General features: G+C 44.3%; 16 protein-coding genes and 1 tRNA gene. 13 read left to right on the plus strand and 4 right to left on the minus strand.

The genetic code is table 11. The features are described from left to right. Nucleotides 1-44 precede the first annotated feature (44 nt). From MJ595_RS11380 to MJ595_RS11400, 5 genes are all read left to right on the plus strand, one after another. Nucleotides 45-1,406 (plus strand): 3-deoxy-7-phosphoheptulonate synthase class II, encoded by a 1,362-nt coding sequence (locus tag MJ595_RS11380; RefSeq protein WP_263322408.1) that lies wholly within the window; start codon nt 45-47, stop codon nt 1,404-1,406. Nucleotides 1,407-1,743: 337 nt separating this feature from the next. After that, nucleotides 1,744-1,820, plus strand: a tRNA-Pro gene (locus MJ595_RS11385). Nucleotides 1,821-2,105: 285 nt separating this feature from the next. Continuing rightward, the gene (locus tag MJ595_RS11390) at nt 2,106-3,353 is read left to right on the plus strand and encodes an integrase arm-type DNA-binding domain-containing protein (protein WP_263322410.1); all 1,248 of its coding nucleotides are present in this window, start codon (nt 2,106-2,108) and stop codon (nt 3,351-3,353) included. 80 nt (nt 3,354-3,433) lie between these two features. Beyond that, complete coding sequence (locus MJ595_RS11395) at nt 3,434-3,961, plus strand: hypothetical protein (RefSeq protein WP_263322412.1); 528 nt, start codon at nt 3,434-3,436, stop codon at nt 3,959-3,961. A gap of 122 nt (nt 3,962-4,083) precedes the next feature. Next, nucleotides 4,084-4,302, plus strand: a complete 219-nt coding sequence (locus MJ595_RS11400) for an AlpA family phage regulatory protein (protein WP_263322413.1) — start codon at nt 4,084-4,086, stop codon at nt 4,300-4,302. A gap of 157 nt (nt 4,303-4,459) precedes the next feature. Here MJ595_RS11400 and MJ595_RS11405 read toward each other — a convergent pair whose 3' ends face one another. After that, nucleotides 4,460-4,609: a hypothetical protein gene (locus MJ595_RS11405; RefSeq protein ID WP_263322415.1), complete on the minus strand. Its 150-nt coding sequence runs from the start codon at nt 4,607-4,609 to the stop codon at nt 4,460-4,462. Nucleotides 4,610-4,629: 20 nt separating this feature from the next. Between MJ595_RS11405 and MJ595_RS11410 the strand changes: the two genes are divergently transcribed. The 6 genes from MJ595_RS11410 (at nt 4,630) to MJ595_RS11435 (ending at nt 9,268) form a co-directional block, all read left to right on the plus strand. Further along, nucleotides 4,630-4,770 (plus strand): hypothetical protein, encoded by a 141-nt coding sequence (locus MJ595_RS11410; RefSeq protein ID WP_263322416.1) that lies wholly within the window; start codon nt 4,630-4,632, stop codon nt 4,768-4,770. Between the two features lie 5 nt (nt 4,771-4,775). After that, complete coding sequence (locus MJ595_RS11415; RefSeq protein WP_263322418.1) at nt 4,776-5,018, plus strand: hypothetical protein; 243 nt, start codon at nt 4,776-4,778, stop codon at nt 5,016-5,018. Next, entirely contained in the window at nt 5,018-5,929 is a 912-nt protein-coding gene (locus tag MJ595_RS11420) for a toprim domain-containing protein (RefSeq protein ID WP_263322419.1), read from the plus strand. Before MJ595_RS11415 ends, MJ595_RS11420 begins: the two co-directional genes overlap by 1 nt. Continuing rightward, a complete protein-coding gene (locus MJ595_RS11425; protein ID WP_263322420.1) occupies nt 5,922-7,364 on the plus strand; it encodes a DUF5906 domain-containing protein in 1,443 nt (480 codons plus the stop codon). Before MJ595_RS11420 ends, MJ595_RS11425 begins: the two co-directional genes overlap by 8 nt. 339 nt (nt 7,365-7,703) lie before the next feature. Next, nucleotides 7,704-8,000 carry a hypothetical protein gene (locus MJ595_RS11430; protein ID WP_263322422.1) on the plus strand — a complete coding sequence of 99 codons (297 nt, stop codon included), beginning with the start codon at nt 7,704-7,706 and terminating at the stop codon, nt 7,998-8,000. Nucleotides 8,001-8,716: 716 nt separating this feature from the next. Further along, the gene (locus MJ595_RS11435) at nt 8,717-9,268 is read left to right on the plus strand and encodes a recombinase family protein (protein ID WP_263322423.1); all 552 of its coding nucleotides are present in this window, start codon (nt 8,717-8,719) and stop codon (nt 9,266-9,268) included. 558 nt (nt 9,269-9,826) lie between these two features. On the opposite strand, the gene MJ595_RS11440 is transcribed toward MJ595_RS11435, so the two are convergent. Beyond that, nucleotides 9,827-11,194, minus strand: a complete 1,368-nt coding sequence (locus MJ595_RS11440) for a transposase (protein ID WP_263078002.1) — start codon at nt 11,192-11,194, stop codon at nt 9,827-9,829. 185 nt (nt 11,195-11,379) lie between these two features. Further along, nucleotides 11,380-12,714, minus strand: a complete 1,335-nt coding sequence (locus tag MJ595_RS11445; RefSeq protein WP_263078000.1) for a transposase — start codon at nt 12,712-12,714, stop codon at nt 11,380-11,382. Nucleotides 12,715-12,953: 239 nt separating this feature from the next. Here MJ595_RS11445 and MJ595_RS11450 point away from each other — a divergent pair, with 239 nt between their 5' ends. Both MJ595_RS11450 and MJ595_RS11455 read left to right on the plus strand, forming a co-directional pair. Further along, complete coding sequence (locus MJ595_RS11450) at nt 12,954-13,427, plus strand: hypothetical protein (RefSeq protein WP_263078001.1); 474 nt, start codon at nt 12,954-12,956, stop codon at nt 13,425-13,427. A gap of 351 nt (nt 13,428-13,778) precedes the next feature. Beyond that, entirely contained in the window at nt 13,779-15,146 is a 1,368-nt protein-coding gene (locus MJ595_RS11455) for a transposase (protein WP_263078002.1), read from the plus strand. 177 nt (nt 15,147-15,323) lie between these two features. Here MJ595_RS11455 and MJ595_RS11460 read toward each other — a convergent pair whose 3' ends face one another. Next, on the minus strand, nt 15,324-16,355 hold the full coding sequence (locus tag MJ595_RS11460) for a LacI family DNA-binding transcriptional regulator (RefSeq protein ID WP_263078003.1): 1,032 nt from the start codon (nt 16,353-16,355) through the stop codon (nt 15,324-15,326). Between the last annotated feature and the right edge of the window lie 147 nt (nt 16,356-16,502).

Genomic DNA, 16,502 nt, shown 5'->3' on the forward strand with positions numbered 1-16,502 from the left:
GGGTTCCCTAGATTCCTTTTTTTGATTAACCCGGTGAGGAGTGAATGAAGCAGTGGCATTTAAATAGCTGGAGAGACATGCCTGTTCTCCAGCTGCCAGAGTATCCTGACCCCAGGCGCCTGGGGGAGGTTGAGCAGGAATTGTCCAGCCTTCCTCCGTTAGTGTTTGCCGGCGAAGTCAGGGAGCTTCGCAGGCGTCTATCAGACGCGACCCGTGGCAAGGCTTTTTTGTTGCAGGGTGGCGATTGTGCTGAAAGCTTTCTGGAATTTACAGCGGATAACATCAGGGATACCTTCAAGGTTCTGATGCAGATGGCTGTTGTGTTGACTTTTGGTGCCAGCTCCCCGGTTATTAAGGTGGGGCGTCTGGCTGGACAGTTTGCCAAGCCCAGAAGCTCGGGAATGGAAACCATTGGTGGTGTTAAGCTTCCTATTTATAGGGGGGATATCATTAATGGCACCGAGTTTACCGAGGAATCCCGAACTCCGAATCCGGAGAGAATGCTCAAGGCTTATCATCAGGCCTCCTCGACCTTGAATTTGCTCAGGGCCTTTGCTCAGGGGGGGCTGGCATCCCTGGAGCAGGTTCATGCCTGGAACCTGAACTTTGTGGCAAACAGCCCACAGGCTGAACGGTATGGCCTCCTTGCTGACCGGATCGATGAAGCACTGGACTTTATGAAGGCCTGCGGGATATCTGCAGAACACTCCAAGGTTATCAGTGAAACAGAGTTTTATACTTCCCATGAGGCACTGTTGTTGCCATACGAGCAGGCCCTGACCCGCAAAGATAGCCTGACCGGGGAGTGGTATGACTGTTCTGGTCATATGCTCTGGGTGGGTGATCGTACCCGCCAGATAAATGGTGCCCATATCGAATTTGTCCGTGGCATTCAGAACCCTATTGGTTTGAAAGCAGGGCCAACGCTGCCTCCTGACGAATTGCTTCGACTCATTGATATTGTCAACCCGGAAAATGAGCCAGGCCGTTTAAACGTTATTGTTCGTATGGGAGCTGATAAAGTGGAAGAGGGCTTACCGCCGCTTATTCGTGCAGTAGAGCGTGAAGGGCGTAAAGTGTTGTGGAGCTGTGACCCCATGCATGGTAATACCTTTAAGGCAAGCACCGGTTATAAAACCCGGGAAGTTTCCAGAATTCTCAGTGAAATGAAGCAGTTTTTTGCCATACACCGTGCTGAAGGCACTTATGCCGGTGGCGTACACTTTGAGATGACCGGGCAGAATGTCACTGAATGTATTGGTGGGGCAAGGGCAGTGACCGAAGCCAGCCTTGGCAACCGCTATCATACGCATTGTGATCCCCGGTTAAATGCGGATCAGGCTCTTGACTTGGCCTTCCTGATATCTGAAACGTTAAAAGACTGTCGTAAGCTTCGTGACAGTTGATTAAAACCATTGGGAAACGCATCATTTCAATGGGTTTAACATGTAGATTTGTTTACAGGCTTTTAAGGCTGTTGCAAAAGATGCTTTATTCCCTCAGAGGCACAGAGGTTTTTTTAATCGTATGACGACCCTGTGCTATCTGCTCCTTTGTGGTGAAAAAAAGAGAAAAGCTTTTATTAGCTGGAATAGGGTTTCGCGATACCCTCAGGGTACTGGTAACCAAAGGGGGAAATATTGGTTTATTTGATCAGGGTATGACTGACCTATATCACTAAACCCTGTTTTAGAGCAAAAGCCTGGTTGACAGGTTGATATTACAACCCGAGAATCATGGGGACGGTGTGTAGCGCAGCCTGGTAGCGCATTTCCTTCGGGAGGCAAGGGTCGGAGGTTCGAATCCTCTCACACCGACCAGAAGCACTTTCATAAATTTCCGCATTTATCCTTAACTCCTTGATTTTACTGGCCTCTCGCCTATCCTTACCCCCATACCAGTCCATGAAAAACCCCATGTATCCATGAGTTTTGGGGGTATCTTTGGGGGTATTTTCGCTCTTGAAAAAAGTGATACCCCCATTGCTTTTTAAAAATACCCCCAAATTTTCTCTATACCTTGGTATTAAAGGGCTGTGGCTGGGGGTGTCGGTTAATTTCAGCGTCTATTTGATACTCCAAGGGGGTATCGGTCAGGAGAGTGAAATGGGAATGACGGATGCACAGGCAAGGCACGCAAAACCCAAGGAAAAGGAGTATAAAATCAGCGATGAAAGGGGGCTTTTCCTTCTGGTCAAGACAAGTGGCAGCAGGCTATGGCGCTTAAAGTACCGCTTCCATAAAAAGGAAAAGTCATTGTCCCTTGGTACTTACCCTGAAGTCAGTTTGAAAATGGCTAGGCAGAAAAGAGATGATGCTCGCCTGTTGCTGGATGAGGGCAAAGACCCGAGCCTTGAAAAGCAAATACAAAAGCAGCTAAATGTCAGCCAGTACGAGAATAACTTTAAAACTGTCGGCCTTGAATGGTATGAAATCAAGCTCAAGGGAAAAAGTGAAAGTCACCGCTCCCGCTCATTTAGAATGCTGAAAAAGGAGTTGTTTCCGTATTTGGGGTTGCGTCCGGTATCGGATATTACCACACCAGAGCTACTGACTATTCTCCGTAAAATTGAAAACCGGGGGGTAGTGGATACCGCCCATAGAGCCAAACAAACAGCCAGTCAGGTTTTTCAATATGCTATTCAAACAGGCAAGGCAACCCATAACCCTGCTGCTAATCTTGCCGGGGCTTTGAGACCAAAAAATAAGAAACACTATGCAGCTATTACAACACCTCGTGAGACCGGAGAGTTAATGTTGGCTATTGATGCTTTCAATGGTACAGCCGTTGTGAAGTATGCCCTGAAGTTATCAGCCTTAACATTCTTGAGACCCGGTGAGGTGCGCCAACTGGAGTGGGGGTTTGTCAACTGGAAGGAAAATAGAATAGACCTCCCCGGCAGGTTAATGAAAATAAAAACAATGCCGCATATTGTGCCATTGGCCGATCAGACAAAAAAAATATTAAAACAAATACACTGCCTGACAGGGGAGGGGAAGTATATCTTTCCTTCCCAGAGAAAAAACGGTAAGCCAATGTCTGATAATGCGGTCAGGACAGCAATAAGAATCATGGGGTATGACGATCAGACCATGACGGCACATGGTTTTAGAGCAATGGCTCGAACCCTGCTGGATGAAGTCCTTGATTACCGGGTTGACTGGATAGAGCAACAAATGGCGCATGGTGTAAAAGACCCTAACGGCAGGGCTTACAACCGTACTAAACACCTGTCACAGAGAACCGCCATGATGCAGAGATGGGCGGACTATCTGGATGAATTAAAGTGGGTGGCAGCAAGGGGACAGTTGGCAGCAGGTGACAATGTGATAACAGCAAGGTTTCGAGGTTAAATTAGAGATTGGCGGGACTACCTTCCCGCCTGCCTGATTGGTTTTAGATAAGCTAACTTGCTCAGTGAGTACAACCAGACATGAATAACATAGCCCCTGATGGTGGCCTTATCAATGTTGCCAAGGATGCTTACTTGATAGAGGAAGCTGTCGAGCGTATTGCTTTATTGAACGACTCATTTCGTGGAAATACACGGGTACAGCGTGAGTTGATAGATATATTTTATGAAGCTTGTAGTAAGGGAGAGTTGCCCGGTAATAATGTTTGCAGGACGTACAACGGGCAAGAACGTTATTATGTGGAAATAAAAGCGACTGACATAACGGAATGGTGCAATGCCAGAAATATAGCGTTTTATAGGCCGCCTGGTGTTTCTGCCAGAAATGATGATAAGCCCAGAGCTGATAGTTTGCGCTGTAGAGATGAGGCTATCCAGTTGTTACTAATGTTGGTTGAAGATTTGGCAAAACAACTACCAGATAAGGAGCGAAAGTTAAAAGAAAAAATACTCAAGGGCGGTGAGTCTTTATCAAAAAACGCTGTTGCTGAATTACTCTCAGAGACTGGATATGACGGATGTTATAACTCTTTACGTAATCTGTTTTAGTCATTGCTATTTTGCTCTTTGGTATCAGAGAAAAAATAAATTTCTCCCTAAGAAAAAATAAAATTCAAACTGGTTTACTTTCGTTCTGTGCATATTGCGACACAACAGACCGGAGGTATCCAATGCAGGCAATGCAACAGCAATACCTGAATATCAAACGTGTGTGTGACCGTTACTCAGTAGGTAAATCATGGATTTACCAGTCCATCAAAGAAAAGATATTTCCAGCGCCAAGGAAATTTGGTAGTAATTCCCGCTGGAGCATTCAAGACCTTATCCAGTGGGAAAAGGATAACGGCTTACTCAATGACTCGGGCGAACAAGACCAAGGCAGGGAGTAATGAGTAAGCAACCTTTTATACTGGTTAGGCGGACATCCCCCCTATTGACCCAACCAGACAATCTAAGTAACCTGTTCAGCGCTTCAGCAAAATCTGAAGCCCGGACTATCACCCCGGCAATATACAAGGCGCAACAGTCGCCAACCGAGCGGCTTTTTTATTGTTGCGGCTTATCAGCACCTACCCGTTTTATGGCTGGGCTGATGGGGCTACCTTCGGGTAGGCCGGTTTCCTTGTATGCCGGTGGTGATAACCCTGTCAGCCCTGCCACCAATTCAGAATTATCACTCTGGGTGGCAGGTTCCAAAAATACAAGGAGCCTGTCTTATGACTGCTTATCCTATTGCCGTTTCCACGGGCAAGCGTTCCCGCCTACCTGCCTGTTATGTATCCGATACCCGACCCGATATTACTCGCCGTTACGCCGTAACGGAAAGCAACAAGAAAGCCAGCAAAGGCCAAGGGTAAAGCGAATGTTAAAAAAAATTCGCAATGCCAGCGACAAAACCCCACCTGTAACGCTCACTCTCACGGCTCGCCAGATTGCCGCCATTGTTGAAGCATTGGGAGAGCTAAAGCTGATCGTTAGGTTTAGTTATAACCAGCTGTCAGCAGAGGACAAGCGATGTGCCAAGCAAGCATTGAATGAGGCTCGTAGAAGCAAGGCTTTAAATGCCTTGGAGTGGGCGCAGTTTCAGCAGGAGGGGGAGTACTGATGAAAGAGTACAGTCAGGAATGTATGAACTACATGCGGGATGTGGGGCTAGCCTATGGTGAAAAAAAACCGGTGGAACCTGTTTTTGATGGCTCATTACACCGACACCATATTGAAGGAGACAAACGAGGCTCCAAAAATGGTTTTTATATTGGGTTTATTCATAGCCTTGATGCCACCTCAGGCAAAATGTACGCTTGCATGAGCTTTGGTTCATGGCGAACAGGGAGGAAATATATATGGCGTTCTAACGATACGTCTAAATTGACTACCAAACAGAGAGAAGCTATTCAGCGGCAGCAGGAAGCTGCACAGAAGAAATACAAAGCTGAGCTGATGGAAGTACAGCGACAAGCAGCTAATGAGTCGTTAAAAGTATGGAAAGCCGGGGATGTTGTCGATGTCGCCCATCTATACCTGTTGTGTAAGTCTGTAAGGGCTTATGGCATACGTCAGTTACGCAATACCTTGCTGATACCTATTAGAGACATTAATGGAAAGCTAACCAGCATTCAGTTCATAAATGCTGAGGGTGAAAAATTTTTCCAAACCGGGGGCAGAACCAAGGGGTGTTTTCATCGGATAGGTTCTCCGGTTGATAGTACGATCTATATTGCCGAAGGGTATGCAACAGGGGCAACCATCCATGAAGTTACAGGCCATGCAGTAGCTATGGCATTGTACGCCTCTAATTTGGTTGATGTGGCTAAAAACCTCAGAAATAAATACCCAGATTATAACCTGATAATAGCGGCAGATGATGACCGGTTTACAGTTGGTAATCCCGGCGTGACTTATGCCCGGCGGGCAGCTGATATTGTGGGAGCTGAAGTACTGATACCTGAGTTTCCCAAGGATGCCAGTGGTACAGATTTTAATGATTTGATGCAGCTGGAGGTTAGTCATGGATAAGGTTATTTCAGTTGTGCAGCAGCTTAAAAAGCCGGAAAGAAGCCAAGCGGATGAAAAGCCTAGTGACGAGAATCAGGAAGCTATCGAGTTTGATAATGACCCATTAAATTATGTCAATAACTCACGGGGCAAGCGCCAGCAAATCACTTATGAGGAAAGAAAAATCCTTGAAAAAATGAATGGGACATACACTCATTCGGTTGTATCGGGTAAGCATGTATTGCTCCGTACTGTTTATAATCCGGTAGAGGGTGAGTCTATTTCCTTTGAACCGAAGGAACAGTTTAAGAATTACTTTCTGGATGAGGATGGTATAGGTGGCCTTAACCGTGGCAATGCGTGGTTAGGCTGGAAAGGAAAGAATAAAAAATTTGGAGGTGTAACATTCCAGCCAGCGACAGATAAAGCACCTGATGATGTTTTTAATTTGTTTAGGGGCTACAGACTGAAGCCCAAAGAAGGGGACTGTCAGCCATATCTTGACCATTTGAAAAATGTTATTTGTTGCGGAGATGAAAAGTTAGCTGGCTGTGTCCTGCAATTTTTTGCTCATATGCTTCAAAAACCAGATGAAAAACCATCTTGGGCAATACTGATAAAGTCTGTAGAGGGTACTGGGAAGGGGTCATTAATAAGGCCATTTCAAGATATTCTGGGAGCATATTACATCCAGTTAAATGGTGAAGATCAGTTGGTGCAGCGGTTTAATTATTCTGTGGCTAACCGGTTGTTAGTGTTTGTTGATGAAGTTCACATCAGTGACCCAAAAGTTTATAACAAGGTTAAAGTCATTATCAGTGAGCCTACCATTACAATGGAGCCAAAAGGTATTGATGTTTTTCAAGTGCCGAATTTATCCAGACTGATATTCACCAGTAACCATGACAAAGTGTTATTAGCAGGCCAGCGAGAACGCCGTTTTCTTGTGCTTGCACCTGACTCAACGTTTGTAGGTGATGATGATTACTTTAAGCGCTATTACCGATGGCTTGATGACGATGGAGCTTCTCATCTTTTTTACTACTTGCTGAATCTCGATATTAGTACATTCAACCCATACAAGGCACCTGTCACAAAAGCACTCATTGATGAAAAGCTAGGGTCTATGACCAATGCCCAGAACTGGTTTTATGAAAAGCTGGTAAACGATAGGTATGGGAATTGCCACTTCCCTGCTAGGGATGATGCTACAGATTTGGCTAGAGAGTTCAGAGGGTGGTGTATTGACCATACACATCATAATGAAATGACCTTAAGGTCTGCTCAAACTCAAGTGGGAAACCTGATGCGGGCTATGAAGGTTCATAAACCGCGTGCTAGCACTGCTGATGAGGATGGGAAAAGGCCTTATTTCTACGAATTTCCGGCAGTTGATGATTTAGAGCAGAAGTTTGCAGAGATGCTAGGCCATAACCGAGAGGATATCTTCTCTTAAAGGAGGCTTACCCAAAAGAAAAACATCACAATTACCAAAATAGGTTGGACAGGTTGGACAGAGCCATTACTATCAAGGCTTCTAGCCTGTCCAACCTTTTATTTTTTATATATAAAAATAAGTAAGGTTGGACAGAAAATACAAATGGCATACCTTTTATTACGTTCTGTCCAACCTGTTTTTAGAGGATGGACACCCTGTAGACCTTGCTGGCTCTGGTTTTGACCAACCTGTCCAAGTTGTCCAACCTTTTTTGGGTTTTTTATCTTGGAATTGTTTGAAAATCCCCGAATGCGTGTCTGCTAACCTGATTATTTCCCTTTTTGGACATAACACAGCATGACGACTTCATCTCACCAGTGGGGAGGAACCCGGCGCAATTCTGGCAGACCGAGAGGTGGTGTTAGGGATGCCCGTCGTAAGATTCATGCAGCAATTAGCGAATATGGCGAGGAGGGCGGCGCTCAAGTAGTAACAGAGCTGATCTTGGATAACAGGGGGATGGATATATTAAAAATCTGGCTTGAATGTGTGTCGGTATATCTGGAGTCAAACAGCCAGAAGACAACGGATAAGGTGGGGGGAAGCAATTATGTCAGTGCTTTAATGATGCATGTGACCAAACAAGAGCAATAGCAGTGGTAGCCTTCAGCTTGATAAAGCCAATGAATAATTGGTTTGACCGGATACCAACCGGGCGAACGATTGGACAGTTGTACCAGCATCATAAATCAGTGAAAGGGTAGAAAGCGGATTGTGAAAAATCAAAATTTTCCGCACGTACCCGAGTTATATTGGGTGGGCGGCAAGGGGGGGGTAGTGGGGTATCCAATCACTATAAAATGTGTCGCCACAGTTGGAAGCATTGCAAGGCTGCTTCCTCATCGTACCTTGAAGCCCCGCCATTCAATTTAGAATGCACACCAAGACAATGGAGCCGTGGCGACGAAAGGCCACTATACACTCATTACATGCGCGACAGAAAAGAATACTTCCAATAAGAGAGGGGCTGCTCTGGGGTCGCAGCGCAGCTAGACCCGGCATGATGCCCCATTAAGAGCGCAAGTCGCCAACAGGCCGTCCCCGTGGCTTAAGGCAGAGCAGTTAATAGACAGGTTATCACCTAATGTGCTTTACGTCGATAAGGGCTGGCTCAGACATTAAAAGCGTTTATATCAATCCATAGTATTCCATACTGGTTCAATGAACCAAGGTTGAATGAGCCATGCGCTACCTTCCTTGAACCTATTGATTGTATGGCTCAATGAAGTTGTTGATCTTTTATTGAGCTATCTATATGATTGAGCCAACTTTAACGAGCCAAGTATGGCCGATCATTTTAAGGGTGAAGCATGGCAGTTGTAGCCTACTACCGAGTGAGTACTACAGAACAATCTATTGAGAACCAGCGGCAGGAGTTAGCAAGGCTCTACAGCATTGATAAGGAGTTTTCTGATAATGGCATTAGTGGCACAGTGAAAGCGTGTGAACGTGACGGTTTTGGTGCCATGCTCAACTATGTCCGGGATGGAGATACATTAGTCACGGTTGATATTGATAGGCTTGGGCGGGATGCCATTGACGTACAGCAAACAATAGCCAGATTAAAAGGGCTGGGTGTAAACATTATTATTACCCGGTTAGGTGTTGATCTTGCCAGTGATGCTGGCGAACTGTTAGTCACAATTATGAGTAAGGTGGCTGAAATGGAAAGAAAGAAAATGCTTGAACGTCAGAGGGCGGGTATAGCCAGAGCAAAGGCTGATGGTAAGTATAAAGGTTCCAAAAAATCGGTTGAGCCTGAGCTAGTTAGAGAAGCAAGAAAAACTATGAGTATTGCTGCTACGGCTGAGCACTTGGGTATTTCTGTTGCTACGGTAAAGCGGCTTCAAAAAGCTAATTGATTGTGTGCTATGGGTAAATTCCTGCATGTGGACTCGAACTATGACCTGATCTAGATCAATAAATAGGGTTGAATTTGGTTGGGGGTATCGGTTGGGGTATCAGTATTTCAAGGCATCGTGAAGCCACTGTTATCAGTAGCTGTCAGTAATGTTTTGAATCCTCTCACACACCAGCCAAGCGCTCGATAAGCTTCATCTAGCTTATTTTTTCTTCATTGTTTGCAATCTTGATGATCATTGGTGTTTATTTCTAAAGGTCAATGTTATTATGTTTTATTATTTGGCTTTCCGCTCTCTTCTCTCAAATGAAACGATCAATTACTTTTATATTCGTTGTCCTTTTATTACTATCAGCTATTTGCCATTCTCATAAAAAACGGATTGATGTTAATTGGCAATCATTTACTCAGCTATTCCCGCATGATGAACGTCGATGATCGTTGGTATTGACAATAAGGCAGCAAAAATAATGAAGCCGATCAAAACTGAGCCGCCAATTAACAAAGCGGAGCTTTAAAGAAAAAATGTCACCCCTGAACGTAGCTACGATATGGCCGGTTATGATGTATCGAATGGAATCACCCTTTTCTCTTCAATACCATGAGTTACTGTGTAAAAAAGCCCCTCCCACGTTTTTATCAGCCAATGCAAAAAATAGCCCTGTATCCATTTCCATAATGCTATACGGACTCCTTTTGAGCGGGTTCTTAAAGCTTCCTGAAACTGGGGACAGCACAGTTCCTGTATTTGATCTACGAGAAAAGCAAGCATCGTCAGATAGGCCAGATTTGTGGCTAAGTGCTTCTCACCGTGACCGTAGTTATGTTCGAGATCGTAGCCTTGATTTTTCAGGGTGTTAAACGTCTGGTTCTCAATATGCCATCGGCAGCGCCCTCCTTTCATGACGGGTTCTATGGTTTCTTCGTTAAGCGGAATATCAGTCACCCAGCACCAGATATGCTGTTTACCTTTTTTATCGGTTTCGACAAAATCAAGCACATTAACCTGTTCTGCATATTTTGCCTTGTTCAGCCTGACGTCATTGGCATAGCGAAACCACCACTTAATTCCAGTCTCTTCATTAACTTTTTCAGCACGGTGAACTTTTCCTTCTTTATCCAGCTCATCCATCGCTTCAACCAGCGAGGCATGGTTGCCATCTTTCGCGACAATGATGTAATGCCAGCCATAACTCTTAATCAGTTGGACAGTGGGGTTGTCAGCATAAAGACTGTCCAGAAGAATAACGAACTTTAGACGTGGGTGATGCTCTCGTATGGTGGCAAACAACCGTTTAATGGCATTTTTTTCACAGTCATTTTTGGTCGAACCGTCCTGGCAAACTATGGCTTCCGGTGCCAATGGCAAGACTGTTTTTTGATCCGGGTGAGCAATGCATGCTGCCATTAACTGGTGGTAGTGAGCTTCGTTGGCCTTTCCCTTATTTTTAGTACAGCACTCCTGACAAGGTTTTTTATTATTGCAGGAGTAAAATAGCCCAGTTCCATCGATCGGGAGCAAGTAGTGATTTTTCAAGTTCCCGCAGTGAAATTCGAATGCCTTCAGTAATCCGCCCCTTTGGACGTTAGACAGCAATGTCTTAAAAGGCTTTTTGAACTCTACGGGATCTATTGGATCCAGGATTTCCCGCATACTGGTATCACAGGGAGCACGTTTTTTTATCTGATACAGGTGCTCAAGGTTATGCCTTACTTCTTGCTCTGTTTTATCACGCTCAAACGAGAGGAGCGATGGGTACTTGAGATGCATCATGGCAAAAGCGGACATGGAGGCATCATGTATTGTTATTTTTCTGGAATCCTTGTTTGGTCGGACATCTGGAATTTGCTCATAACTTTCAGAAATCGTAGTAATTAAACTGTTTGCACAAAGATGCTTACGACTTTTTTGGAATGGATAAGCCATGAGAGACAGCCATTGATAAAGTATCCCTATCAAAAGTCAGCAATTCCCGCAAACCAGATTCCGGCTGGCACATTTTCAGTTAATTAAAAATGATTTTATCGCGGATGAACAGAGCCAGACTGCTGCTATATCGGCAGTCGGTTTTAATGACAGGTAACACAGGTCACAGGGCTAACATCAACGCTCTATGTCGTATCGACAGTCAGCAACTTCAAGCTCACACTTCGCCCTTCAATGATAGCTGTAAATACGTCTGTCCAGTTATCAATGCAGAACCAGTCAAACAGCCCTCGTATGGCATGCCAGAATGCCTTTTTAGACTTTTTTATCTTGAGCGCTTCCTGGAAGAGCTTGCAAGACAGTTGTTCTATCTGGTTGATGAGGAAGGCCGTAAAAGTCAGGCATGCCAGATTGCTGGCCAGATGCTGCTTTCCGTGCCCGTAATTGTGTTCGAGATGGTAGCCCTGTGTTTTCAGTGTATTGAACGTTTCGTTTTCAATTTTCCATTTAGCGCGTGCTCCTCGCATGAATTTATTCACGTTCTCGGCTGAAAGCTCAATGTCCGTGACCCAGGTGTTGACGTACTTCTTGTTGCCCTCTGGATCAATTTCTATATATTCGAGAAAGTTAACCAGCACATCCGGGTGTGACTTGTTAATGGGGGCACCATTCACAAACCGGAACCAGTGCGTAAACCCTTTATCATCGGTATATTCATAGCGCACCACTTTGTCTGCACAATCCAGCTCATCGACGGCCTGGTATAACGACTCATGGGTTGAATCCTTTGCCACCATAATGAAGCTATAGCCAAAGGACTTTACCAACTTGATGGTCGGTCCATCTGAGTACAGGTCATCAAAAGTCAGAACCAGTGGCAGGTGCGGATGCTCTCTGGATAAATTCGCCAATAGCCGCTTGAGCGCTACCTTCTCACAATCATTCTTTGACGCATCAACTTGTTTGATGATGGGTTCAGGCATTAAAGGTAATACTTCTTTCTTGCCCGGCTTTACCAGACAGCAGGCCAGTAACTGATGGTAGTATTGCGGATTTTTGCTGCCTGGCTTTTTTACACAACACTCAGGACAACTAATCTTCCCTGAGCAAAAGTGCCCCGTACCATCGATAGGCGCAAGATACCCTTCCTCAAAATAAGTGAACTGCTTAAGCCGCCCAGATCGTTGCACAAAGGCAAACAGGCGGGTAAAGAACTTCCTTAAATAGCGTGTTTCGATAGGGTCAATCAGATCCCTCAGATAGGTATCACTGGGGACACAGCTGACATTGTACATCGACTTTAAGTTCTTGAGCCTATCTGGGTTATTGACACAATCCTGATCAAAAGCCAGTAATGAAGGGTATTTCAGGTGCATGACTGCCAGGCCACTCATGACCGCATCATGAAGGACAATTTTGTCATGTTGGCTTTTCTTGCGAAAGTCTGGAATTTGACCCGCTTCATCAGAGACTATTTTGAGCAGTTTTTCAGCAATGGTTCTTGGTTTCGTTAGCGGCACAACATGAGCATCGTTATTATTATTGTGGTGAAATTCTACCGGATAGTCTGCGATTTTAGCAAGAGGCTACCAAGCTACAGCCCTTGTTATTAAGGGCTTTAATCAAGTCTGCGGGAATTGCTGATCAAAAGTAGACGTTATTTTGTGCGAAATCACTCCATTTGGAATTTACTGTAAGCCTTGCTGTTGCAGTGATTTAATTGATGTCACGGGAATAGCTGTCATTTACTCAAAAAGAATTGGAAGAAAAGGTTAAAAATATTCTGTATGAGATTTCTGCCAGTTACCAATCTAATTCTCTTGCTTTTTATGATTATGAAGAATTTGGGGTGGTATTTGAAGTTCAAACTGTTAGAGGTAATAAAGAATTTATTAAATTACATTATCCCTGTGATAAATTAGCATGTAATATGTCATGTCCCGAAGAAATTAAAATATTAAAATCCCTTGATCGGTATTATAAAAAAAGGCTGAACTCCTATCGTTATATACTGGAATGGAAGGAGGCTAATGGGGTTTGGTTGCATACTATACCTTGGCAGCCAATAACATTGGATGAATTTTTAGTGGATCGGAAAAATGAAATTCATCAGAATGACAGGTATATAAAAAATATTATCGCTCAAGTCATTCAGGAAGCAGCTGTGCTAGAGAGGGCTGGGTGGGTTCATAATGCCATTAAATTTCAAAATTTACTTCTAAGTAGGTCATAGTTTGGTTTCAAATAAACTGGATGTTCGGCCAGTACGAGAAATCTACTTCTTGATCTAACGATCAGATAGCTATTGAATGATACATTTACTCTATTATAAAGAGAGTACTGGTCTTTAAATCCCTCTCCCTATGAAGTACGTCACTACAATCACTGATGAAGCTGTTTTATTAACTTTGAAATTCGCCAAACACTACGGACCTCTGAGATGTATAAGGGAAAGAGCCAGCTATTCCCGTGACATCAATTAAATCACTGCAACAGCAAGGCTTACAGTAAATTCCAAATGGAGTGATTTCGCACAAAATAACGTCTACTTTTGATAGGGATACTTTATCAATGGCTGTCTCTCATGGCTTATCCATTCCAAAAAAGTCGTAAGCATCTTTGTGCAAACAGTTTAATTACTACGATTTCTGAAAGTTATGAGCAAATTCCAGATGTCCGACCAAACAAGGATTCCAGAAAAATAACAATACATGATGCCTCCATGTCCGCTTTTGCCATGATGCATCTCAAGTACCCATCGCTCCTCTCGTTTGAGCGTGATAAAACAGAGCAAGAAGTAAGGCATAACCTTGAGCACCTGTATCAGATAAAAAAACGTGCTCCCTGTGATACCAGTATGCGGGAAATCCTGGATCCAATAGATCCCGTAGAGTTCAAAAAGCCTTTTAAGACATTGCTGTCTAACGTCCAAAGGGGCGGATTACTGAAGGCATTCGAATTTCACTGCGGGAACTTGAAAAATCACTACTTGCTCCCGATCGATGGAACTGGGCTATTTTACTCCTGCAATAATAAAAAACCTTGTCAGGAGTGCTGTACTAAAAATAAGGGAAAGGCCAACGAAGCTCACTACCACCAGTTAATGGCAGCATGCATTGCTCACCCGGATCAAAAAACAGTCTTGCCATTGGCACCGGAAGCCATAGTTTGCCAGGACGGTTCGACCAAAAATGACTGTGAAAAAAATGCCATTAAACGGTTGTTTGCCACCATACGAGAGCATCACCCACGTCTAAAGTTCGTTATTCTTCTGGACAGTCTTTATGCTGACAACCCCACTGTCCAACTGATTAAGAGTTATGGCTGGCATTACATCATTGTCGCGAAAGATGGCAACCATGCCTCGCTGGTTGAAGCGATGGATGAGCTGGATAAAGAAGGAAAAGTTCACCGTGCTGAAAAAGTTAATGAAGAGACTGGAATTAAGTGGTGGTTTCGCTATGCCAATGACGTCAGGCTGAACAAGGCAAAATATGCAGAACAGGTTAATGTGCTTGATTTTGTCGAAACCGATAAAAAAGGTAAACAGCATATCTGGTGCTGGGTGACTGATATTCCGCTTAACGAAGAAACCATAGAACCCGTCATGAAAGGAGGGCGCTGCCGATGGCATATTGAGAACCAGACGTTTAACACCCTGAAAAATCAAGGCTACGATCTCGAACATAACTACGGTCACGGTGAGAAGCACTTAGCCACAAATCTGGCCTATCTGACGATGCTTGCTTTTCTCGTAGATCAAATACAGGAACTGTGCTGTCCCCAGTTTCAGGAAGCTTTAAGAACCCGCTCAAAAGGAGTCCGTATAGCATTATGGAAATGGATACAGGGCTATTTTTTGCATTGGCTGATAAAAACGTGGGAGGGGCTTTTTTACACAGTAACTCATGGTATTGAAGAGAAAAGGGTGATTCCATTCGATACATCATAACCGGCCATATCGTAGCTACGTTCAGGGGTGACATTTTTTCTTTAAAGCTCCGCTTTGTTAATTGGCGGCTCAGTTTTGATCGGCTTCATTATTTTTGCTGCCTTATTGTCAATACCAACGATCATCGACGTTCATCATGCGGGAATAGCTGATGCTATTCCCAGTTAAGTCAGAATATTAATAAATTTTTCTTACCGACTCACGCTGAACTAGCTGTGTAGTAAATAGTTGTTCTGCTGGCATTTCAGTGTTTTCACCAGATAAATGTAATGCCAGCTGGGCGGCAGCGGTTCCCATGGCCTCGATAGGGTATCTGATAGTGGTTAACTGGGGGTGAAGGAAGCGGGCAAGCAGGACATCGTCAAAGCCGATCACCGATACATCATTGGGCACCTGTATTTTATGCTCCCTCAAGGCACTCAGGCAGCCAGCTGCCATGGCGTCGTTATAGGCAAAGATGGCGGTAAAATCTGTTTTTCGTTGCAATAATGTCTCTGTGGCCTGATAACCGCCCTCCTCATTTGCTCCTGCGGCTGCTATCAGACTCGGGTCTGGAATGATGCCATGATGGAGAAGCGCCTCCTGGTAGCCTTGACGACGTTCCAGCTCATCTTCAATTTCAACGTCTCTGGTAACCATGGCGATTCGTTGATGGCCGTTGTTTAGCAGGTGACTGACGGCTTCTTTTCCTGCGAGACGATTATCAAGATAAATACTTTGGTGCTCCAGCCCGGGAATAGTGCGATTAATTAAAACCGATGCTGGCTGGTTTCTGAGCAGCTCCATTAGTTGATAATCCGTTAAAGCCTTGGAATGAATAATCAGAGCATCACAACGGCGGTCTATCAGAGAGTTAATGGCCTGACGCTCCTGCTCCTCATTATGATGGCCTGAACTGATCAGTAGCTGTTTATTATATTGATTGGAAACCTTTTCAACCCCTTTCATTAGCAGCCCGAAAAAAGGGTCTGCCAGGTCTCCTACCACCAGGCCAATGGTATTTGATTTGTTACTCACCAGAGCTTTGGCAAAACTATTGGGCTTATACTGAAGCTCATTCATAGCCTTGAGTACAGCATCACGCTTATGCTGAACGACAATTGCAGTGTTGTTGATAACACGGGAAACAGTGGAAATAGACACACCCGCCAGTTTGGCTACGTCTTTTATATTAGCCATAACAATAACCTTCGATACTTTAATGACCATTATTGTGCCAGAAAACAGGAGCAATGCTGTTATAGGGGCTTTAAATATCTCCATGAAAACGTTTTCTAAATTGATGTGGGTCAACAGAATATTTCTATTTTCTATCGTATGATCCTGCCCATTCAGAATAAAACTACCGAGAGCAGC

The organism is Endozoicomonas sp. Mp262, assembly GCF_025643335.1.
Taxonomy (GTDB): Bacteria; Pseudomonadota; Gammaproteobacteria; order Pseudomonadales; family Endozoicomonadaceae; genus Endonucleibacter.